Genomic DNA, 22056 nt, shown 5'->3' with positions numbered 1-22056 from the left:
GAAGGCGTGTTGCCTTGGTTAATGGACAAATCGGATCATATCATGGACTTTTGGTCAGTCTTGGATCTATAGGGCTACTTCTACCTGATCCTTGTAAAATTGTGGAGCCAGACCCGTATGTTTTTTGAAAAATCTTGTGAAATAGGCAGGGTCATCAAAACCCAATTCATAACAGATTTCCTTCACCCGTTTGTCTTCGTGATAGAGAATTCTCTGGGCCTCAAGTAGCAGTCTTTCTTGAATAATTTCACCTGTCGAACGATCTGCATATTTTCGAGCCACTGCGTTGAGTGCTCTGGGTTGGACATGGAGCAAATCAGCATAATGCTGAACTGAATGATGTTCCTTATAATTTTTTTCAATGGCGATCTTCAATGCTCTGAAGAGTTTATACCCAGCATCATTGATTGGCACTTGATCACTAGATTTTTTTCTCTTGATTCGATTGATTTGAGAAATAAGAATTTTTAAATAAGAACAAATAATATCACTGGCGTTTACATCTTGAATCAAGAATTCTTCATGCAGTTGGCTAAACAAACTTTCGAAAGTGGTTTTGCTTTTTTCATCTACCTGAATCACTGGGCAAGACGTATTGCTATCAAACAAGCAGGTATCTAGCACATGATTCATAAAGTCTTGTTCGTGCTGAAAAACTGCTGGCGAAAATCGAACGACATACCCTTCAGATTCCGTAAACTGATTCAGCTTATGAATCTGACCTGGCGCCAAGACAAACATGACCGAACCCTCGTAATAATGCCTTTTCAAATCTAAATCATGTGTGCCATTTCCATCCTTGAGCCAGACAATAGCAAAACCCTTCTGGCGGCTTCCCTCACCCAAGGCATCCAAAGCACAATGCAGGGGAGAAAAAACATCTATTCTAAAATTATTTAAGTCTTCCAGATCATAAGAGTCTTTTTCTTGTGTTTGCTGTAGTTTGAGTTTTTTCATGGCATTTGGTTATTTGGCTTTTAAAATACGGCATTGAGAAAGATTAGTTATGACTCAAGCACCCCTTACAATTGGGATAATTATCCTCCCATTATTAGCATACATTCTCTTAGTTTTAGGAAAATTATCGCCGTGAAAAATTTTCTGATTTACTCCCTGTTTATACTCCTTTGTTCTTTTTCCATCAAAGAAAATCCGTGGACTCCTCTTCTGGACGCTAAACTTTCACAATGGGACACTTATTTGAGCTATAGACATCAAATTGATTATAATGGCAGTGAGCCTAGAGATGCTCAAGGAAATCTCATCGCTCCCATTGGGTTAAACCCAGCAGGACACGACGTATTTACGGTTTCAGAAAAGTCAGGTGAGTTTATGCTGAGAGTGAGTGGCGAAATTTACGGGTGTTTAATTTCGAAAAAGGAATATGAAAATTATCGTCTCCGTCTAAAAGTGAAATGGGGTGAAAAAAAGTGGCCCCCAAGAAAAGAAAAGCTAAAAGATTCGGGCATCTTATATCACTCCATCGGACCAATGGGTGCAGAATACTGGAGATCTTGGATGCTGTCTCAAGAATTTCAGATCATGGAAGGACACATGGGAGACTATTGGAGTCAAGCCAACTCTGCCATTGATATCAGAGCCTATATACCCGAAAGTGTAATGAACCCCATTGCAGATCCGACTCCAGATTTTATTGGTCTGGGTGCAGAGCAAGCAGCTGGTGGTTTTTGTATGCGAAGTGAAAATGCTGAAAACCCACAAGGGGAATGGAACACCTTGGAATTGATCAGCTATGATGGAAAAAGCCTGCACATGGTCAATGGAAAGGTAGTGATGATTTTGAAAAACTCTCGATATATAGATGATGGAACGAGTGTCTCTATGACCAAGGGCAAAATACAAATCCAAAGTGAGGCAGCTGAAGTTTTCTTCACAGACATTGCCATCCAAGCACTAGATGCCATGCCAGAGCAGTATCTCAAATACTTTTAAAGTAAACACTTTTTCCTAGCTCCCTTTTATTCCCTAATTTCATCCCATGGATCAATGGATGACCTGGCCTTGGATGGAGATGTTGATGGCATGCACATGCCTTACTGGGCTTGGACTTGTGTTTTTTCTAATACTAAACAGATTTCCTGCCAGCAGATTTTTAGGTCAATTAGTCATTGTCTATCTAGGTTTTGCCCTCTTCTCTCACTTCGTGTCAGATGAATTTTGGCGCGAACTTTCCCTGATGGCACCTGCCTTGTCGCTCAGCTGGTATGGGTCTGCTTTCTTCACACAAAATTCTCGTATCAGTCCTAAGCACGTTGGGCTCATTTCACTCGCAATTGTATTAGCCACAGCTGCCTATTATTTTGATCAGCTCTGGTTAGTCAACTGTTTGACCATTGTTATTCTTTTTGATTCTGTTCAAAAAGTAAAAAAGGAAGCTGCTAGTCGTGGCATCTTCTGGTTCCAAAATTCTGGCGCTAGAATAGTCTGGTTCAGGAATTACTTTGGGCTAAATATCCTGTTGCTCCTATCCTTTTTATTTTTAGGACAAATTCTCTCGATTGAATTCATCTGGGCAGGCATTTTAATAAACTTCCTGTTTATATACATTCAAATATTTCGAGAGTCTGGTTTTGCCTCGCCCATTCCTGTTTCGAACAAGTATAAAAAATCAACGCTCTCTGCCGCACAAAAAGCTGGGATTGTAGAAAACTTGGATAAGCTCCTGGTTGAAACCAAATTCTATCTGAAGGATGATATTTCGCTCGGCGGTCTTGCTACCCAACTTCATACAACCACTCATCATTTGTCGCAGGTGCTCAATGAAAATAAGGGCGTTAGTTTTCAGGAATTGATTAGCCAATATAGAATACGCGAGGCTCGCCATTTGCTCAAAGATCCAGAGCAAAAAAATACCAAGGTAGAGAACATTGCTGCCTTGGTAGGCTACAATTCCAAGTCAGCTTTTAATACAGCTTTCAAGCGACACACGGGCCTCACACCCTCAGAATATCGAGATAGGAAAGACGTTCGATCCTATCGGGAAGTACTGCTACCCAATAGGAAAAAACCATCATCAACAGGTCGCACCTTTAGTTTGAGTCATCTTTTTACCAAAAAACTCAAACGCACCATGATCACTAATTTCTTCAAAACATTTATCAGAACGCTGAATAGAAACAAGGTTTTCACATTCATCAATCTTTTCGGACTTACAGTGGGGTTTACCTGTAGTATCCTTATTTACTTATTCATAGCGCATGAGTTGTCCTATGATCAATCCCTGCCCAATCACGAAAATATATATAGGATCAGCTGGATTGCTGAGCATTCACAAACGCGAACGCCTCACCCCATGGCTCAGGCCATACGGAGAGATTTTCCAGAAGTAAAAAATGCCGTGAGTTTTTCCCCCTGGTACGGAACTGGCCTGACCAAACAAGAAATTAAAGTTGAGAACAAACAACTTAAACTGAAGTTTGATGAGCCAGATTTCTACTTTGCAGATTCCACCTTTCTGGATGTATTTCAATTAGAAGTTGTTGCAGGCGATCAAGAGGCACTCAAAGAGCCTAATACTCTCGTCATAACTGAGGCTATGGCCATCAAATATTTTGGAGAAGCAAATGCCATCGGCCAGATTCTCAATGTAAGTGATATGCCAATGGAGGTGTCTCTGGTAGTCAAAGGAATGCCTAAAAATGCTCATTTTCATTTTAATGCCTTGATCTCTTACGAAACTGTAAAAGCCATCAACCCAGAAAGCCACTGGATGACCTGGGCAGATTTTGGTCATTTCAACTATATCTTGATGGAGGAAGGAAGTTCCCCCAGTGATTTACAATCCAAAATTGGCGATTGGGTACTTCAGTATCTCAACTGGGACTCAGGTGCAAAAGATAGATTTGATACAGGTCAAATCAGATTTGAACTTCAGCCTATCGCCGACATACACCTCCACTCGCACTTGCGCTGGGAGCTGGAAAATAACGGCAACATCCTATATGTCTATATTCTTATAGGTACCATGTTTTTTATCCTGATCATAGCAGCCATCAACTATGTAAATCTGACTACTGCCAAATCCGTAGAACGTGCCAAGGAAATCGGTGTGAGGAAAACATTAGGAGCCGTATCCAGGCACCTCACGGCACAGTTTTATTTAGAGTCTGTACTCTTCTGTTTTGTTGCTTTGATCCTGGCACTTGGGTTAACTGGCTTAGTGATGAACCATTTTAATCAACTCGCTGATAAAACATTTTCCTTTAACGACTTATTAGATTATGCATTCATTGGAAAGGCGCTACTGCTTTGTTTTGCTATTGGGCTTCTAGCCGGAATTTATCCTGCCATTTTTCTTTCTTCCTTCAAGCCTTCAGACGTACTTAAGGGAAAACTATCTGTGGCTGGGGAAAGCAATAGGCTTAGAAGTCTTCTTGTCGTTTGTCAATTCATAGTATCTGCCATACTGATTACCTCCAGTTTGATCATATTGAAGCAAATTGATTTCATGCAGTCCAAAGAATTAGGGTTTGATCAAGAGGCTGTCATCTCTATTCCTATTCCATCTAGTGTAGAGCATGGAGGAATCAATCTGTCTGAGGCTCGGGCCATTCAGAACGAGCTCCGTGCGATTACGGGTGTAAAACAAGTTTCAGCAGCATCCAATTTACCCGGTTCACAATTCGACAATCATCCCGTAACCTCAGTAAAATATCATCCCGACTATTTAGATGCAACAGAGGTTTTTGTCGATTTTGGCCTTACAGAGCTTCTGGGATTTGAGCTAGTTTCAGGACGCGCACTTCAGAGCAGCTATGCTGCAGACTCTGCTGGCACCAATGTTTTAATCAATGAAACGGCTGCAAGAAGTTTAAACCTTAAGCAACCTATTGGTGAAAAACTTGCTTGGCATTTGGGCGGATATGATTTGGAAATTACTGTTATTGGTGTCGTAAAAGATTTTCACTATAAGTCCCTGCACCAAACCATAAACCCATTGATTATCCAACATCGCCCTGAGTTGCTCAATCACATGGTGCTAAAACTAGATGGAAAAAACTTCCAACAAACTCTAGAGGCTATTGAAATGACATATACTAAATTCGATCAGGAAGAGGCATTTGAATTCCATTTCTTAGATCAGCAACTGGGCGATCTATATGAAAGTGAAGTTCGCACACTAAGCGTCTTTTCTATTTTCACTTGTGTTGCACTATTTCTTGCCTGCCTTGGGCTTTTAGGAATTGCACTGGCCATGCTCAGCCAAAAGGTAAAAGAAGTAGGTATCAGAAAAATATTAGGTGCCCGCCCTATTCAAATCATACAAATGATTTTCGCCCAGTTTGCCGCATTAGTAGGCATAGCACTGGCAATTGGGCTTCCCATTGCCCACCTGCTCATGCAAGAATGGTTGATGGAGTTTCCTTATCAAACTACCTTAGGGTTCATGCCATTTGTCTGGTCTGCCGTCGCCTTGCTTACAGTAGCCCTGGCGAGTGTGAGTATGGTCGTATTGAAAATAGCTGCAACCAGTCCAGTGAAAGCTTTGAGGTACGAATAAGTTGCGCTGAATCTCATGAGTTTTTGGTACAAAAGTGAAATGGTAACTGAATTAAGGACATATCCAGTCCATGAAAAAAAGAGCTTATCGTGAAGACCTAACCGTCTTACAGAACAGATACAATCATGTAGATTCTGTGCTTAGTCAGATGAATACACAGATCGTACAATAAAAAAACCCAGACCTACTGTCCGGGTTTTCTCAATCGAACTAAACTGCAAATTCTTAATTCTCTTTTGGTACCTGACTTACATCCAATTTATTGCCATTCGTTTCTACTGACGAAACGCTGAAGAAACCTACTACCAAACGGTCTGAAGTCTCATTTTTAATATTAGTTGGCACATTACTCAGTGGAGTGGCAAACAATGCCCCAAATCCCCCTTCTCTATTTGTCTGTATTTGGACTTCGCTCAAAAAATTGCGCGCTGATTCTGTAATAGCATGCAGTTCTACATAAACCGAATCACCATCTGCATAGGGAGAGATAAACTCGTCATTGTCATCATAGTCTTCTGGATTGATACTGCTTCGAATTGGTGGAATAAATGGGTCTCCATCAAAGGGCGCACTTTTGTTGAATCCAGCATCCCAAGCCAGGCTTATCTCTGAAGGCTTATTCAAAAACTCTTCGTTTTTGAAAGTCTTTATCCAATAGATATCTCCTTCGCCAATCAGATCGGTCACCCATAGTTCGGCTGAATAATAAGTCTCTACCGTTCCGAAAATTTTGTCCTCGTTGTATTCAAAGGTGATGCTATCCACTTTGGGTACTCTGTTTTTCATAGAGGTTGCCTTAAATGTATCTCCACGCGATACCACGGTCAGTTCATACGTATTACCAATAATCCCAAACCCATCTGTCATTGGAGACCAAACATATTGGCCTACACCTTCATCTATAAAATCAAATCGATTTCCATCATTATCAGTAATGTACACTTCGGCCCCTGTCACAGGTTTTGTTTCCGAACTCTCAAAATAGGGCTGTGTCATGCTCAGCGTTACTACTTGATCTTGCATCAGATCATCGATCCATGCATCTACCACCAGTACTTCTGGAGCGTCATCTAGTTCTGGATAAATCTGATCGTCGCAAGCGGATAGTATGCCGAAAGCGGATAGTATTAAATATTTGAAATTACTTTTCATTTTAATCAAAATTTAAAATTGTAAGAAACGGAAGGAATCATACTGCCGATAATAGAAACCTGTCTGGCCTGGGTATCCACTGGCTGACCTTGCGCAAAACGCTCGTCTGCTTGAGTGAAATAAATGGAGAACGGATTTTTGGTTCCAAGCACATTGTAAACAGCAAATACCCAATGACTGTGGAATCGTTTTGGCTTGCCATTTTTCCGAACGGTCTTATTGTATTTGGTAGCTGAGAGATCAAACCTGTGATAGCTCGGGATTCTGAAATTGTTCCTTCCGTCTCCATGGGCATAGGGTATTACATAACCTGCCTGTTCAAATCTTGACGTTGGAAATGTAGTAGGTGTGCCAGTCAAAAAAGTGAAATTTGCAGAAAACTGCCAGTTCTTGTTCAGATCGTAAAAAACAGCTGTCTTAAAATTATGTGCCTGATCGTAGCGAGTGGGGTACCAGTTCCCGTTATTTATTCCATCTACTTTTAACTCTGTTCTTGCCAAGGTATAGCTCACCCACCCAGTGAGTCTGCCTGTGTTTTTCTTGGCATACAATTCCAAACCATAAGCCCTGCCATCTCCTGATAAAAGATCTCCTTCTATATATTCATTGATCAACAACTCGGCTCCGTCTATATAATCTATCTGATTCTTGGTCTTCCTGTAATACACCTCAGCAGAAAATTCCACATTATTGTCAGGCCCAAAATTTCTAAACCAGCCCAAGGCCACCTGATGGCCGATTTGTGGCTCTATATTATTGCTACTTGGATTCCAAACATCTAGTGGGTTAGAAGCTGTCGTGTTAGACACCAGGTGTATGTATTGACTTGTTTTATTATAACTGGCCTTAAACGAATTATTCTTATTGAATTGATATTTGATAGCTAATCTTGGTTCAAGGTTGTGATAAGATTCCATCACTTCTCTTGAATCATAGGAGGTACTGTCTAGCAAAGGTCTTCGTTCACCTGGAATTGTATCTCCATAAGTGTAAGCCATGCCAGAGCCCAACAGGTTGAAATTGGAAAATCGAACACCATATTGCAATTCGATATCAGTACCAATTTTCTGATTGTTGGAAATGTAAAGTGCTGTTTCTAATGCGTTCTTGCTGGGCAAACTGTTGTCTGCCGCCTCACCTACATTTACAGTATTGACATTGGCTGGTTCAAACTTGAAAAAAAGTGCCTCCCCACCAAATGATATTTCATTATTTGGATTCATGAAATAGGTAAACTCTGGCTTGAAGTCATAATTCAAAATTCTGGAACTCCACCTGAACTTGTCCATTTCGTCCTCGCCAAATGCAAGTTCATAATCGTAATCACTATAAAATGCTGTGAAATTGGCAAACAGCTTATCATTGAAAATATGATTCCAACGAAGTGTGGCCGTGCTATTTCCCCAATTAAACCCTTGCTGCTTATCAAACTTGAATACATCCCTACCAAAATAACCAGATAAAAAAACTCTGTTTTTGGAATTGATATTCCAGTTGGTTTTTGCTGTTAAATCATAAAAATTGAGTGCTGCTCCTCCGTCAAATACATCAGTAAATGGCTTTGCCAGCACATCTATATATGACCGACGACCCGCCAGGATAAAAGATGCTTTGTCCTTTACGATTGGCGCCTCCAATGACAAACGACTGAAAACTGTACCAACACCCCCTTGTCCTTGAAATTCTTTCACATTTCCTTCCTTCATTCTGATATCCAACACAGAAGATATTCTTCCTCCATACCTAGCAGGAATACCTCCCTTGATCAGATTGACGTCTTTTACTGCGTCAGGATTGAAGACAGAGAAAAAACCCATCAAGTGAGAGGAGTTGTAAACTGGTGCTTCATCTAACAAAACCATGTTCTGACCAACACTACCTCCTCGCACATTAAATCCTGAAGCGCCTTCGCCAACAGTCGCAACCCCTGGCACCATCTGGATACTGCGAAGCACATCAGCTTCTCCCATAAAGGATGGAATCTTGGTAATGGTTTCAATATCCAGTTTATTGGTAGACATTTGCATACCAGAAACATTGACATCTTCTGGCTCTGCAGAAATGACTACTTCTTCCAGTTGCTGGCTGTCAGACAATAGTTCTATGTCTATTCTTCTGCTTTCTGAGAGATCTACTTGTTGAGCAGTAGGCTGATAGCCAATATACCTGTATTCAACCTCGTATGTATTTGCCGGAAGGGTAATGGAATAAAAGCCATACACGTTGGTAATTACACCTTGGGAGCTGCCCTTGATTAAGACGGTGGCGCCTATCAGTGTTTCTCCATTGCTTGCATCTTTTACATAGCCACTGATGGTATTTTGAGCTTGCGCAAAAAACGTAAAGCACACCAAAAGCTTGGCCAATAGAAGTTTATTCATTGAGTTTAAAAAATTTGTTTTAGTTGTTTTGACTTTTTAGAAGACGATGTTGTTTTCTATTTCACGTAATTAAATGATTATCACTATTTGATGGGTCGAGATAACACTATGAAAGACAGCATTTCCACCCAAGAAGTTACCATATCACGCTAAAAATTTATCGTTTTCCAGATTCATGAAAACTATAACTGGTTTTACCCCCACAGGCCGTGATAAAATAATGTAGGAATAGAGGTTTTACTTTTTTCTACTCTCTTTGGTGTAGAGCACGAAGGTTTCCATGTCAGCAGCTCCAATGGCCCAGCCAATAACATCCAGTGGAAGGTGTTCTAACTTTTTGAAACGGACGCAGCTTTTGCCCATATCCATCTTCTTGCCCGAAGCTTTGTAATCCATCTCGAATTTTTCTCTTAAGGCCTCATCGCAATAAATTCCACTCAGATATACAGCCATGTGGTTTTTTTGAGAAGCCAATGCTGCAAACAGTAGGGGTTTTTTATTATAGGTATCTGGATAAAACTCCAGAGGCACTTCATAACTAATCATGCCCCAATTCATGGTTTCCTCAATGCCAGTGGGTAAATTTTTAAGTATGATTTCTCTTACCCTAGTAATGGCTTCTCTTCTGTCTTCAGGTAAAGATTCCAGATACTCTTGTACAGATGTCGCTGAGCTTTGCATGGCAATTTGTGGTTTTCAATAAAATTAAATCATAATACACCAACAGTCAAAAATGATTATTCGAAGGTAAGGGTATGGATAGATGCGAGCCAGTGGGCTTATATGGTACGATTAACCATCCTAAGTAATACATACAAAACCCCTTTTATCACGGAATTTACCGTTTATCACAAAATCTTCTCAGGCATACTGGATACACGTTTAACTAATTGTTAAAAATTCAAATACCATAACCATTTTATATTATGAAGACAAAAAATAACATGAAAGCACTATTTACAGCTGCGATTGTCGCTATGCTGTGTTGGGAGGTAAGTGCCCAAAACGTGACCACGCCGAGAGCGGTAGTTCCAGCAGGTGAAATGACGCAAACCATCGGTATTTCAACTGTCAATATCAAATACTCCAGACCAAGAGTTACGCTCAGAGGGACAGATCGTACTGGACAAATCTGGGGCACGCTCGTGCCTTGGGGATTTGAGGCTACCTCATTTGTAGATGGAAGTAATATCCCCTGGAGAGCAGGAGCCAATGAAAATACAATCATTACTTTTTCTGATGATGTGAAAATAGAAGGCAAAGATTTGAAGGCAGGAACCTACGGCTTACACATGGCTATATATGAAGATGGCAAAGCCACAGTGATTTTTTCTAAAAACTCTTCATCTTGGGGTAGCTTTTATTACAAAGAAGCTGAAGATGCACTTAGAGTAGATGTTCAAACCATGGATATCGCACACACTGAAGTATTGAGCTATGATGCAATTGCCATGGACAATACCAGCGCAACCCTTGCACTCAAGTGGGAGAAAAAAGCCATTCCATTCAAAGTAGAATATGATGTACACAGCATCGTGGTAGCCAATTTTAAAGATGAACTAAGGTCTATCCCAGGTTTTGGCTGGCAAGGACTCAATCAGGCGGCCAACTATTGTGCACAAAATAATGTAGAGTTAGAGCAGGCTTTGATTTGGGTGGATCAGTCAATAGCCAATACCAAAAATTTCAACAACTTGGCTACCAAGGGTCAAATCCTGACAGCACTTGGAAAAACAACAGAAGCACAGGCTATTACAGATGAATCTGTTGCTTTGGCCAATGTAGGTCAACTCAACTTCCTCGGTTATCAGATGATAGGCCAGCAGAAGTATGACAAAGCCATAGAGTACTTCACTTTGAATGCTAAAAGAAACCCAAAAAATGCCAACTGCTGGGATAGTTTGGGAGAAGCCTACAAAACCAAAGGCGACAACAAAAACGCCATTAAAAATCTGAAAAAGTCTTTATCGCTAGACCCTCCTGCCAATGTCAAGTCTAATTCAATCAAGTTATTGAAAGAAATGGGGGTAGATACCAGCGCATACGAATCATAAGAAAATTCCGATTTTGGATATGTTTGAAAGGCCAGCAGTTGCTGGCCTTTTTTATCGTACGGTCGGCAAAAACTCAGCCAGTTCATACAAGCCTTCCTTTTATATCTCTCACAACTTTGTAACTAAAAAAATAAAGATGAAGTTGAATATCAAAATGCTCGCCCATCTAAAGCCTATGTACAAAAATGAACTGGGTCAATACAAAACAGCATTGAACAGGCAGGATTTTGAAAGCGCCTGGCATCATCTGGAGAGAGCACATATTATAGGTCAGCGCTATCCATACCAGCATACAGAAACACATTGGAAAATGCTTCTTTTGGCCATTCGGACTGGAAATTGTAAGGAAGTATTAGGCCAAACTGTACGTCTAATTCTTGGAGCACCATTCTCATTTATTGATAAAGTACCTATTGGCAATATTGGAAGTACAAGGGTATCTATGGTCAAACCACAGCAGGTTCCAGAAGATATCGTAGAGCTTTTTAGTGAAGTAGAAAAATAGTACATCTCCAGTCCGTGAATTGCGTATGTAGAAAGGAATTCAAACCACAGCTTGATGAATCTAACAAACGACTGGTCAAAAATTAGAAAGCATTTCAACCAAAGTTTTAAAACCAACTTACATGTATCCATTGGGTCAGTAGATGAAGAAAATAATCCTACAGTGACGCCTATTGGCTCTCTTTTTCTAAATGACAATCAAGCAGGTTTCTATTTTGAAATGTTTCCAACCAAGTTGCCCAAACATGCCAGATCCAATAAAAACATCTGTGTATTGGGTGTCAATAGCAGTAGATGGTTTTGGGTAAAATCATTATTCAAACGCAGGTTTGATAACTACCCAGCCGTAAAACTATATGGTCAACTAGGGGAGAGAAGAAAAGCGACAGACAAAGAAATAGCCAGACTCAAAAGACGTATGCGCTCTACCAAAGCCCTAAAAGGCCACAAATACTTATGGGGACACATGGATGTGGTGAGGGAGGTCTTCTTTCAAAAAGGAGAGTCCATCAACCTGAAAGAGATGACAAAAGGGCTTTAGCTGTTCATTTTCTTCAACAATTCCCTCACCTCCTCATAGTTATTCACACTAAATTTGGCTGCAGAATTGGAGCTACCCACTTTGATGGTATAGGCATCAGAAGGCATCACTTTGAAAGTATCCTCGTCCGTCCAGTCATCTCCTGCTGCCATAATGAAGTCTGCTCCTTCGTAGCGTTTCATCCAGTTGCGAGCTGCTCGACCTTTGTTGATTTCCGTGCTCTTGATCTCCACGACCATGTCTCCTTCCAGTACTTGAAGGTTTTGGTTGGAGGCGAGGTATTTCAAATGGCTCGTTAGCTCTCTGGTTCTGAGCTCCCCAAGGCCGGTTTCCACCTTGCGGTAATGCCAAACCAAAGAGTAGTCCTTTTCTTCTATGAATGAACCAGGGGTTCTTGCCACATAACCATCCAGTACTTCACTAATGGCCTCTTTCCAAGTATCTGTCAGGTTGGTAATGGTATGCCAGTCCTCTTTATAGGCCTTAAGCCATACGCCATGTTCTCCTATGAGATCTACTTTGCACTCTTTGAACCATTCTCCAAGTGTGGTTTTATCTCTGCCACTAATGATTATCACATTGGCCTTTTTGGTCAATCCGTTGACAATACTATATAGCTCTGCATCTGGTTTGGCGGCTTGTGGATCACCATAAAAACCTTGCAACGTACCATCATAGTCCAAAAATATAAGCGGTTCTTTAGATTTTTTGTAGGCTGATTTGACTGTGTTTGTCGATTTGTCATCTAGCAACTTGGTCGTCAGGGAACGCTGTGCTTTTTTCACAATAGACAGACGATTCATGAACAGATCTACCCAGTTGTAAATATTATACCTTTTGAGTGTGTTTTGCATCACAGTCATACGCTGCATTTGTTCCTTTTCATCCATTTCCAAGGCCTCTCGGATTGCCTCCACCATTTGATAACGATTATTTGGATTAATCAATAAAGCATCCGAGAGCTCTTTAGATGCTCCAGCCATTTCACTCAATACCAACGCACCCTTTTTATCTAGTTTACTTGCAATAAATTCTTTGCATACCAGATTCATCCCATCTCTCATTGGGCTCACCAAACACACATGGGCCATTCTGTAAAAGGCGGATAGCGCATGCAGTGGAAATGATCTGTAGAAATAATGGATAGGCGTCCAACTAAGGCGAGAATACTGTCCATTGATACGCCCGACCAAAAGATCTATCTCCTCTTTCAGTTCTTTGTATTTTCCGACTTGATCTCTAGAGGGAACCACCACCATGAGAATAGATACTTTCTCCAGATACTCTGGGTAGCGTTCAAGCAATTTTTCGAAGGCCTTCAGTCTCTGCGGAATTCCTTTGGAATAATCCAAACGGTCAATACAGAGAATCAGTTGTTCACTGCCAATGCTCGTACGATATCTTACCTCACGCTCCAAGGTTTCGGGTGCAGCGGCTACTTCTGCGTATTTGTCATAGTCGATTCCCATGGGTAGGGCATCCGCCATGATCTGACGATTATTATAGTTGATATGGCCATGCTCATTGCCGATACCAGCAAGTCTACTCACTGAAGACAGGAAGTGCCTGGTGTCATCATAGGTATGAAAACCAAGAAAATCCGCACCAAGCATGCCAAGCAACAGTTCTCTTCTCCAAGGCAAAAGCCTAAAGGACTCATAAGAAGGAAATGGTATATGCAAAAAGAAACCAATGGAAATATCCGGCCTTTCTGCCCTCACCAAAGCGGGCAGCAGCAGCAACTGATAATCATGAATCCAAATCGTATCATTTGGATTGGCATTTTTTAAAATCTGATCTGCAAACTTCTGATTGACGGCCTTATAGGCTTCCCAATATTCATGATTGAATTCTGAGAATTGATTGAAGTAATGAAAGTTCGGCCAGAGGGTTTCATTCGAAAACCCTTCATAGTAGAGTTCTATATCTTGTTCGGTCAGGAAAACAGGCGCCATGTTTTGCTCCTTCAATTCCTTCTTTGTCTGTGCCTCTTCTGCTTTGGTATTCAAAACCGCACCAGGCCAACCCAACCAAATATTATCTCCTTGCTTGTAAATTGAGCCCAGGCCAGTTGCCAATCCGCCCTCACTTGGCATAAAGGCCAATTTTTCACCCTCTTTTACAATTCGAACTGGTAGTCTATTAGAAACAATAATGGTTTTTGAAGATTGCTTAGCAGCCATATTTTCATTTTGAGATTAAAAAAGAAATCAGTAAACCAATTGACCTAGGGATATTAGGCACTGGCTACACAATTTTGTGTCCGAGAAAACACATCAGTTTTGGGCGAACTGGCTTTAAAATTAACTATAAAAACTAAGTAGTTCGTAAAATGAATATTAATAGATCATTATTTCAGACCTTTTCTCTATAAAATCTGTTTTTCCTTCAGACTCTATGGATATCAAATCAGTGAATGTGCCATTTGATTCTACCCATCTTCTGATTTGATCCGTACCGTTCAAAATGTCTATAGGCATCAACTCCTCTTCGTATTCATAAGGTGGTTGCTTCCATTGAAAGTCCCTACCCAGATGCTGATAAAAGTCTCTACACATAAGCTGGCCCACATGCCATGGCGAAAAAGCACTATAATCCGTCACATGAATTTGATATCCGTGGCATACCTGACCAGCATGTTTTTGAAAAGTGGGCATAAACGAAACGGGTCGTAAAATAAAACCACTTAATCCCGCGGCCTCAAAAGATTTTTTAAGTGCCTCCAACAATTCATAGTTGGCCATACTTGGGTGGCCTATAGTTTCTAAGCTCTTGGTTGTACCTCGGCCTTCCGAAACATTAGTACCCTCAAAAAGGACAGTCCCTACAAATGGGAAGGCCGTTTCTGGGTTTGGAAGATTTGGGGAGGGAAGAACCCAAGGTAATTTGGTATCCCAAAAGAGGTGCCTACGCTTCCAACCTTTCATTTCAATAACACGAAGAGCACAATCAATGCCCCAGTGTTTTTTGGCCATTAGTGCCACTTCGCCAATGGTCATTCCATGACGCATAGGTAGCTCATGCCGCCCTACAAAGGACTTGTAGGTCTGGTCTAGCATGTTTCCTTCTACTTTCAATCCACCTATAGGATTGGGTCTATCCAAGATGATCACCTCTATTCCATTTTCAGCGCAAGCCTCCATCATATAGGTCATCGTGTAGATATAGGTATATACTCGAGTACCAACATCTTGTAAGTCGATCAACACATGATCCAATCCTTCTAGCATTTCTTTGGAAGGTTTTCTAGTGTCGGAATACAAACTATAAACAGGCAGGTCATAATGGCTGTGATGAAAATGATTGGACTCAACCATGTTGTCTTGCACATCTGCAAATAATCCGTGCTGAGGTGAAAACAGCTTCTTCAACCTAGAACCAAAAATGGATTTGACAACATCTATACCATGGGCGTAGTTAGAATCTACTGAGGCAGCATGACAGAGATAGCCCACACTGCCATTGATGCCAGCATGATTTTTTTGGAGAGATTCTAGGCCTGTTTGCATCATTAATTGGCCGTCAGTTGATCAAAAGCTTGAAATGTAACAATTTTTGTTTTTTCAAAAACTTTCAAGGTTAGAAGATCTTTGTCTCCAGTGATTAAAAAATCAGCCTTTGCGTCCTTGGCCAAGGCTAACAAAAAATCATCATTGGGGTCACGACAAACGTTTACTTTGCTAATAACCTCATGAAAATCAATATACTTATCGAATTTCTGTAAAATCAAATCAATCGAATATCGTTCAAAATACTTTTGTAATTTTGGTTTAGTTCCCGTCCGTCTTAGTTCTCTTACCAAAGCTGCAGAAAAAATAATCCGTGTATTATTTGAATAAATGTATGAATCGAGCTTGTTTAAATTATTGGAGATAATAAAGCCAATCCACAAGTTAGAGTCAATGATGAGTCTAATCGACTTACTTTTCACCATAGCCTTCCGCCCTTACTTCTTTCACCATCGTAAGAATTTCGCTCTCGCTTGGAACCTCATCGCCGTATTTTCTTGTGCTTTTCAAAAATTGCTTTAAATCTGATGTTTCATCTTGAGAAATTTTTATCAAATTCATCTCTTGTAGGCTATCCAGCAACTTTCGAGCTTTAGGATTCAATATGTCTATTCGCAGGGTTTCCATAATATTAAAGATACGAAAAAATTGAGCTTTCAGATGATAATACGGCTATTGTATCTTCTCCTTAAGATACTTCGCAGTATGGTTATCGTCCAATTTCACCATCTCTTCTGGCGTGCCTGCAAAGCATAGCTGTCCGCCATGATCACCTCCATCAGGCCCCAGATCAATAATCCAGTCCGCTGATTTTATAATCTCCATGTTGTGCTCAATGATAAGCACTGTATTGCCTTGATTCACCAAAGCATTGATACTATCCAGCAGTTTTTCAATGTCTTTGAAATGAAGCCCTGTGGTTGGTTCGTCGAATATGAAAAGAATCTTTTCTTTATTGGCCGATTGCCCTTTGCCTAAGAATGAAGCGAGTTTCACTCGCTGAGCCTCCCCACCACTGAGTGAGTTGGAAGACTGGCCTAACTTCACATAGCCCAATCCCACATCATCCAGTGGCTGCAACTTAGAAATAATAGCTTTTTGATCTTCGAAAAAATTTAAGCTCTCCTCAATACTCATATCCAGTATATCAGCAATATGCTTGTCTTTGTAAGTGACCTCAAGTATATCTTCTTTGAATCTTTTGCCTTTGCATTCATCACAAGTTAGATGCAGGTCTGCCATAAACTGCATTTCTATTTTTACCTCTCCCTCGCCTTGACAGGTCTCGCATCGTCCGCCATCTACATTAAAAGAAAAATGTGCTGGTTTGAGATTTCGCTGTTTAGCTGTTGGCTGATCTGAGTAGAGTTGACGGATCGCATCGTATGCTTTGACATAAGTCACTGGGTTGGATCGAGAACTCCGTCCCAATGGGTTTTGGTCGATCATCTCCATACGTTGGATCATTTTGTAGTCACCATCCAGCTCTCCAAATTTTCCAGTCTCTTCTCCTGTGACCCCTACTATTTTACCCAAAGCTGGATATAAAATCTTTCTGATCAAGGTCGACTTGCCCGAGCCACTCACACCTGTTACTACAGTTAAAACCCCTAAAGGAATAGATACATCAATCCGCTTCAGGTTATTTTCTCTTGCTCCTAAAATGTCAATACTGTGCTTCCAGGGACGTCTCCTGGTAGGGGTAGGAATAAATTCAATGCCGTTCAGAAACCTTGCCGTAACAGATTCTTTTTCTTTTAGAATGGCCTCCCAATCTCCTTGAAAAACTAACTCTCCGCCATGAATACCCGCTGCTGGGCCAATATCAATAATCTGATCAGCACGTTTCATCACCTCCTCCTCATGCTCTACGACAATCACAGTATTACCCAATCGCTTAAGTGTTTCAAGTACATTGCCTAAGCGAGCAGTGTCTCTTGGGTGCAAACCAATACTGGGCTCGTCCAAAATATACATAGAGCCTACCAGTGCACTTCCTAATGATGTGGCCAATTTAATTCTCTGATATTCACCCCCAGAAAGAGTAGAAGTCAAGCGATTTAAAGTCAAATAACCCAAGCCCACTTCCTTCATGTAACTCAGTCTGTTTTGGATTTCTTTGAGAATTCGTTTGGCTACTTTTTGATCATACTGATTTAATTCGAGTAATTCAAAAAAGTCTAACGCACGATCGATCGGCATCAACACCAATTCCGAAACCGCTTTGCCACCTACTTTTACATAGAAAGCATCCTTTCGTAGGCGAGTACCTTTACAATCCGGACAAGTCGTTTTTCCACGATAGCGTGATAGCATTACTCGGTATTGAATCTTATGTAGTTGAGATTCGATAAAGGCATAGAAAGCGTATAGGCCTTCGAATTTTCCTTTGCCTTCCCAGAGCAGATTGTATTCTTCCTCAGAAAGGTCTTTGACGGGACGGTGAAGCGGAAAGTCAATATCGTGTGCGATTTGTAAAAGCGGTTGCAACCATTTTTTCATGGTCTCACTTCTCCAAGGAACAATGGCGCCCTCATAAACGGACAGGTTCTTATCTGCAATCACCAAATCAGGATCAATGCCCAGCACCTTGCCAAAACCTTCACATTTGCGACAAGCGCCGTATGGGTTGTTGAAGCTGAAAAGATTGACTGATGGCTCCTCAAAAGACATACCATCTAATTCGAACCTGTCTGAGAACCTTCTGGACCCTTCTTCACGAAAGCGGATAATACAATCTCCATGACCTTCGAAAAAGGCAGTCTGAACTGAATCAGACAAACGGAAGGTCGCATCTTCATCTTCCTTATTCACACTCAAACGGTCAATCAGAATTTCAACCTTCTCTGGATCGACTTTTTTCGCATCCAAATCTTCTATTTGCTCTAATACTCCATCAACAAGAACACGAGTAAATCCCTTACTCAACAAGATATTGAATTCTATTTCAAGTGTGCGGTCGGCTGTCAATGTTAATGGGGCACTTACCATAAATTTAGTGCCTTCTTCATATTGATGAATGGCATTGACCACAGAGGAGACAGTGTCTCTTTTTACTGGATTACCACTGATTGGCGATATGGTTTGTCCTATTCTGGCATAAAGCAATTTGATGTAATCGTAAATCTCAGTGGTAGTACCCACTGTGGATCTGGGGTTTCTGGTATTCACTTTTTGTTCAATAGCTACTGCAGGAGATACGCCTTTGATATAGTCAACCTCTGGCTTTTCCATCCTTCCCAAAAACTGTCGAGCATACGAGCTCAGACTCTCTACATATTTTCTTTGTCCCTCAGCAAAAAGTGTATCAAAAGCCAGAGAAGATTTTCCTGAGCCAGACAGACCAGTGACTACGACCAGCTTATTTCTAGGGATGGCAACACTTAAATTTTTCAGGTTGTTGACTCGCGCACCCTTGATAATTATAAAGTCCCGAGGATCCAATTGATCTATATTTTTAGCTACCTGGTTTTCTAGTGTTTCCGCCATCGAAAGTGAAATTTTAACAATCCGCAAAGATAGAGATACGGATGCCAAAATACACACGATCAAAAAATATTGATTTTTTTGCCGAACTTTGTCACAAACAAGGGTTGATACTGTCCTTGTATATGCAAACAAACAATTGAAATGGAAATATTAATTTTTATGTTGGTGATGTGGTATGGGGGTTTGTTTTTTCAAACTTTCTTCTTGCATCGATATTCTGCGCATCAGAGCTTTGCTATGTCAAGGTTCGGAGAGAAGCTTTGTTACTTCCTAACTTGGCTCTTCCAAGGCTCAAATTATTTAAGTGCTTATGGATATGGCACCATGCACCGCATGCATCACGCCTATGCAGATACTGAAAAAGATGTTCATTCGCCAAAATATGACGAAAACCTATTCGCCATGATGTGGAGAACCAAGACTACATACTCAGCGATTACGAGCAAGCAGATGGAAGTTGAAAAACGCTTTACAGATGGTGTGCCAGAATGGACTGCTTTTGACAAATTTGCCAGGTCTTGGATTTCAAGACTTGCCTGGGGTACTGCCTATACACTCTTCTTTTATACATTCGCAACTGCCTGGTGGCAATGGTTGTTTTTGCCAGCAGCATTTTTGATGGCTCCAATTCATGGTGCAATCATCAACTGGTTTGCTCACATCTATGGTTATGTGAATTTCAAAGTGGGCGATACTTCCAAAAACTTACTTCCATTTGATTTCTTGATGATGGGCGAAAGCTATCACAATAATCATCACAAACATGGCAACAGGGCTAACTTTGGTGGTGTGCGTTGGCACGAGATCGACCCGACATATTTGATCATGTGGGTGATGGATAAACTAGGCATGATACATATCAAGAAACTTGAAGTTTCTGTAAAAAGAGAAAGCTTTAAAAAAGCTGCCTAGCCGTTTTGCTACAAAATTTTGAAAGCCTCGGTCATTGATCGGGGCTTTTTTGTGACCACTCACATCAGAGCTATTCCGTTCAGTCATTTTGTTGTTGACAAAACTGTTCATAAATCGCTAGGTTGCATCAAAAAACCATTAATGTCTAAAATGAGAAAAGTATTAGGAACGCTGTTGTGCTTATTGCCCGTTCTGGCAACTGCCCAACAGAAGGTAGCTTCAGATGATTTGAAAAGTGAGTTTCATAAAGAAAGACGTGCAGAGCTTAGAGCCAAAATGCCAGATAACTCTGTCGCGATTTTCTTCGCGAATGCCGTCAGAAACAGATCCAATGATGTTTATTATGTCTACCATCAAGATCCAAATTTTTATTATCTGACTGGGCATAAAGAACCTCATGGTGTGCTTTTGGTATTTAAAGAACAACAACAAGTAAATGATGAAAAACTAAATGAAATTCTTTTCGTCAGAGGCAGAGATGCATTAAGAGAGCTGTATGATGGTGCTCGATTGGGCAAAGATGGAGCTTCTGAAAAATTGGATGTTCAAATCGCATTTGAAAACCCAGACTTTAAAACTTTCAATATTGACTTCTCAACTTTTGATAAGGTGCTGTTTTATGATTTTCAAAATGATGTCAGAGACACAGAAGAAGAAGGGGATTTATACGATTTGATCGAACAGTTCAAAGAAAAGGTAGGTTACAAGCAAGGGGAACTGGCTATTGAAGCTCAGAAAAACAATTTGGACGTAGTTACGCTAGATACCTTGATGCAGGAACTTAGAGGAGTGAAGACCAAGGAAGAATTGACCCTTATCAGAAAGGCTGTGGATATATCCACCATAGGACAACGTGAGGTAATGAAAGCCATGAGACCAGGTATGTCAGAGGCAGAAATTCAAGGTATTCATGAATTTGTATTCAAAAAATATGGCGCAGAATATGAAGGTTACCCGAGTATAGTGGGAGCAGGCAACCACGGGTGTACACTTCATTATATTGACAACTACAAGCCAGCCATTGAAGATGGTGAGCTGATCCTGATGGACTTAGGTGCAGAATATCATGGTTACACTGCCGATGTGACAAGGACTATTCCAGTAAATGGCAAATTCACAAAAGAACAAAAACTGATTTACGATTTGGTGTATGCGGCTCAGCAAGCTGCAGCAGATACCTGCAAGGTAGGATTACCTTTTAGCGTGCTTTATGAAACCACCAAAGAAATAGTTAATAACGGATTGGTGGAATTGGGTCTGTATGAAAGCGTGGAAGATGAAGATGTGATCAACACAGAAACTGGAAGAAATAGATACTACCCTCATGGGTGCTGTCACCACATTGGTCTGGATGTACATGACAAAGGACTGCATGGCAGTCTAGAAGAGAATATGACCATTACGATTGAGCCTGGCATTTATATTCCGAGCGGCAGCCCTGCTGATAAAAAATGGTGGAACATCCCAGTGAGAATAGAAGATGACTATTTAATCACCAAAGATGGTTGCGAATTGTTATCTAACAAAGCACCACGTAAGTCTGAAGAAATTGAAAAACTGATGAAAGAGACCAGCATATTTACTGATTACACGTTGCCAGAATTGAAATCTGGGGAGTAAAATCAAACGAACACATGTAGCTGCCCATTTTCCCAATCCGTGCGATAGGTCTGGAGTCCGTCGCACCGATTTTCACATTCGTCTCCTAAGGTCAGGCTAAAACGATAACTGTGCCAAGGGCAGACCACTTCTCCAAGAGAGTTTATTTTCCCTTTGCTCAAGTCATCTCCCATGTGGGGACAGTTTTTTTCAAACGCCACAAAGCCATTAATGGTATGGGCCAGACAAAACTCCTCCTTTCCAATCCGAATCTTTTTGATTTGATTTAGTGGAATGACTCTCTCAGCCTGTTCTTTAGATTCAAAAACTAAATATTTCTCCATCAGATTGGCCTTTATTCTCTAATATTAAACTTTCGACACAACAATACCTT

Annotated in this window: 17 protein-coding genes; 7 read left to right on the top strand and 10 right to left on the bottom strand. The window is 40.8% G+C overall.

The features are described 5' to 3' along the window. Nucleotides 1–66: 66 nt before the first annotated feature. Entirely contained in the window at nucleotides 67–957 is an 891-nt protein-coding gene (locus B9A58_RS11015) for a helix-turn-helix domain-containing protein (protein WP_084372894.1), read from the bottom strand. Nucleotides 958–1089: 132 nt separating this feature from the next. Between B9A58_RS11015 and B9A58_RS11010 the strand changes: the two genes are divergently transcribed. Together B9A58_RS11010 and B9A58_RS11005 are read left to right on the top strand one after the other, a co-directional pair. Further along, nucleotides 1090–1953: a 3-keto-disaccharide hydrolase gene (locus B9A58_RS11010; RefSeq protein WP_139793839.1), complete on the top strand. Its 864-nt coding sequence runs from the start codon at nucleotides 1090–1092 to the stop codon at nucleotides 1951–1953. A gap of 46 nt (nucleotides 1954–1999) precedes the next feature. Beyond that, a complete protein-coding gene (locus tag B9A58_RS11005; protein ID WP_084372893.1) occupies nucleotides 2000–5521 on the top strand; it encodes an ABC transporter permease in 3522 nt (1173 codons plus the stop codon). Nucleotides 5522–5746: 225 nt separating this feature from the next. Here the strand turns inward: B9A58_RS11005 and B9A58_RS11000 are convergent, their stop codons facing one another. From B9A58_RS11000 to B9A58_RS10990, 3 genes are all read right to left on the bottom strand, one after another. Continuing rightward, complete coding sequence (locus tag B9A58_RS11000) at nucleotides 5747–6673, bottom strand: DUF4249 domain-containing protein (RefSeq protein ID WP_084372892.1); 927 nt, start codon at nucleotides 6671–6673, stop codon at nucleotides 5747–5749. 5 nt (nucleotides 6674–6678) lie between these two features. Continuing rightward, entirely contained in the window at nucleotides 6679–9054 is a 2376-nt protein-coding gene (locus tag B9A58_RS10995) for a TonB-dependent receptor (protein WP_084372891.1), read from the bottom strand. Between the two features lie 237 nt (nucleotides 9055–9291). After that, entirely contained in the window at nucleotides 9292–9735 is a 444-nt protein-coding gene (locus B9A58_RS10990; protein ID WP_084372890.1) for a DUF1801 domain-containing protein, read from the bottom strand. A gap of 245 nt (nucleotides 9736–9980) precedes the next feature. Here B9A58_RS10990 and B9A58_RS10985 point away from each other — a divergent pair, with 245 nt between their 5' ends. The 3 genes from B9A58_RS10985 to B9A58_RS10975 are packed head-to-tail and all read left to right on the top strand — an operon-like array spanning nucleotide 9981 to nucleotide 12153. Then, nucleotides 9981–11108: a DUF2911 domain-containing protein gene (locus B9A58_RS10985; RefSeq protein WP_084372889.1), complete on the top strand. Its 1128-nt coding sequence runs from the start codon at nucleotides 9981–9983 to the stop codon at nucleotides 11106–11108. A 19-nt stretch (nucleotides 11109–11127) separates the two neighbouring features. Then, nucleotides 11128–11613 (top strand): DUF3703 domain-containing protein, encoded by a 486-nt coding sequence (locus tag B9A58_RS10980; protein WP_245827065.1) that lies wholly within the window; start codon nucleotides 11128–11130, stop codon nucleotides 11611–11613. A 54-nt stretch (nucleotides 11614–11667) separates the two neighbouring features. Continuing rightward, nucleotides 11668–12153, top strand: a complete 486-nt coding sequence (locus B9A58_RS10975) for a hypothetical protein (protein ID WP_084372888.1) — start codon at nucleotides 11668–11670, stop codon at nucleotides 12151–12153. Here B9A58_RS10975 and B9A58_RS10970 read toward each other — a convergent pair. The 5 genes from B9A58_RS10970 to uvrA form a co-directional block, all read right to left on the bottom strand. Further along, a complete protein-coding gene (locus tag B9A58_RS10970; protein ID WP_084372887.1) occupies nucleotides 12150–14336 on the bottom strand; it encodes a bifunctional alpha,alpha-trehalose-phosphate synthase (UDP-forming)/trehalose-phosphatase in 2187 nt (728 codons plus the stop codon). The genes B9A58_RS10975 and B9A58_RS10970 overlap by 4 nt on opposite strands. Nucleotides 14337–14492: 156 nt before the next feature. Next, nucleotides 14493–15665: an exo-beta-N-acetylmuramidase NamZ family protein gene (locus tag B9A58_RS10965; protein ID WP_084372886.1), complete on the bottom strand. Its 1173-nt coding sequence runs from the start codon at nucleotides 15663–15665 to the stop codon at nucleotides 14493–14495. Beyond that, nucleotides 15665–16087, bottom strand: coding sequence for a putative toxin-antitoxin system toxin component, PIN family (locus tag B9A58_RS20785; RefSeq protein WP_084372885.1), 423 nt, complete (start codon nucleotides 16085–16087; stop codon nucleotides 15665–15667). The genes B9A58_RS10965 and B9A58_RS20785 overlap by 1 nt, the downstream gene beginning before the upstream one ends. Then, a complete protein-coding gene (locus tag B9A58_RS10955; RefSeq protein ID WP_084372884.1) occupies nucleotides 16074–16289 on the bottom strand; it encodes a hypothetical protein in 216 nt (71 codons plus the stop codon). The genes B9A58_RS20785 and B9A58_RS10955 overlap by 14 nt, the downstream gene beginning before the upstream one ends. A gap of 45 nt (nucleotides 16290–16334) precedes the next feature. Further along, the gene (gene uvrA, locus B9A58_RS10950) at nucleotides 16335–19151 is read right to left on the bottom strand and encodes an excinuclease ABC subunit UvrA (protein WP_139793838.1); all 2817 of its coding nucleotides are present in this window, start codon (nucleotides 19149–19151) and stop codon (nucleotides 16335–16337) included. A gap of 141 nt (nucleotides 19152–19292) precedes the next feature. Here uvrA and B9A58_RS10945 point away from each other — a divergent pair, with 141 nt between their 5' ends. Further along, a complete protein-coding gene (locus tag B9A58_RS10945; protein WP_084372883.1) occupies nucleotides 19293–20063 on the top strand; it encodes an acyl-CoA desaturase in 771 nt (256 codons plus the stop codon). Nucleotides 20064–20213: 150 nt separating this feature from the next. Further along, nucleotides 20214–21683, top strand: coding sequence for an aminopeptidase P family protein (locus B9A58_RS10940; protein WP_084373212.1), 1470 nt, complete (start codon nucleotides 20214–20216; stop codon nucleotides 21681–21683). Nucleotides 21684–21685: 2 nt separating this feature from the next. Here B9A58_RS10940 and B9A58_RS10935 read toward each other — a convergent pair whose 3' ends face one another. Further along, nucleotides 21686–22006: a Rieske (2Fe-2S) protein gene (locus B9A58_RS10935; RefSeq protein WP_084372882.1), complete on the bottom strand. Its 321-nt coding sequence runs from the start codon at nucleotides 22004–22006 to the stop codon at nucleotides 21686–21688. Nucleotides 22007–22056 lie beyond the last annotated feature (50 nt).

It is taken from the genome of Reichenbachiella faecimaris (assembly GCF_900176375.1).
Classification (GTDB): domain Bacteria; phylum Bacteroidota; class Bacteroidia; order Cytophagales; family Cyclobacteriaceae; genus Reichenbachiella; species Reichenbachiella faecimaris.
Note: the sequence above shows the minus strand (reverse complement) of the source record. Positions and strands in the feature narration are given on the sequence as shown.

What these genes read in the sequence shown, in the direction of transcription:
- B9A58_RS11015 (WP_084372894.1), bottom strand. Translation starts at nt 957, where the DNA reads ATGAAAAAACTCAAACTACAGCAAACACAAGAAAAAGACTCTTATGAT.
- B9A58_RS10995 (WP_084372891.1), bottom strand. Translation starts at nt 9,054, where the DNA reads ATGAATAAACTTCTATTGGCCAAGCTTTTGGTGTGCTTTACGTTTTTT.
- B9A58_RS10970 (WP_084372887.1), bottom strand. Translation starts at nt 14,336, where the DNA reads ATGGCTGCTAAGCAATCTTCAAAAACCATTATTGTTTCTAATAGACTA.
- B9A58_RS10965 (WP_084372886.1), bottom strand. Translation starts at nt 15,665, where the DNA reads ATGATGCAAACAGGCCTAGAATCTCTCCAAAAAAATCATGCTGGCATC.
- B9A58_RS10940 (WP_084373212.1), top strand. Translation starts at nt 20,214, where the DNA reads ATGAGAAAAGTATTAGGAACGCTGTTGTGCTTATTGCCCGTTCTGGCA.
- B9A58_RS10955 (WP_084372884.1), bottom strand. Translation starts at nt 16,289, where the DNA reads ATGGAAACCCTGCGAATAGACATATTGAATCCTAAAGCTCGAAAGTTG.
- B9A58_RS11000 (WP_084372892.1), bottom strand. Translation starts at nt 6,673, where the DNA reads ATGAAAAGTAATTTCAAATATTTAATACTATCCGCTTTCGGCATACTA.
- B9A58_RS20785 (WP_084372885.1), bottom strand. Translation starts at nt 16,087, where the DNA reads ATGGTGAAAAGTAAGTCGATTAGACTCATCATTGACTCTAACTTGTGG.
- B9A58_RS10935 (WP_084372882.1), bottom strand. Translation starts at nt 22,006, where the DNA reads ATGGAGAAATATTTAGTTTTTGAATCTAAAGAACAGGCTGAGAGAGTC.
- B9A58_RS10980 (WP_245827065.1), top strand. Translation starts at nt 11,128, where the DNA reads ATGTTTGAAAGGCCAGCAGTTGCTGGCCTTTTTTATCGTACGGTCGGC.
- B9A58_RS10985 (WP_084372889.1), top strand. Translation starts at nt 9,981, where the DNA reads ATGAAGACAAAAAATAACATGAAAGCACTATTTACAGCTGCGATTGTC.
- uvrA (WP_139793838.1), bottom strand. Translation starts at nt 19,151, where the DNA reads ATGGCGGAAACACTAGAAAACCAGGTAGCTAAAAATATAGATCAATTG.
- B9A58_RS10975 (WP_084372888.1), top strand. Translation starts at nt 11,668, where the DNA reads ATGAATCTAACAAACGACTGGTCAAAAATTAGAAAGCATTTCAACCAA.
- B9A58_RS10990 (WP_084372890.1), bottom strand. Translation starts at nt 9,735, where the DNA reads ATGCAAAGCTCAGCGACATCTGTACAAGAGTATCTGGAATCTTTACCT.
- B9A58_RS10945 (WP_084372883.1), top strand. Translation starts at nt 19,293, where the DNA reads ATGGAAATATTAATTTTTATGTTGGTGATGTGGTATGGGGGTTTGTTT.
- B9A58_RS11005 (WP_084372893.1), top strand. Translation starts at nt 2,000, where the DNA reads ATGGATCAATGGATGACCTGGCCTTGGATGGAGATGTTGATGGCATGC.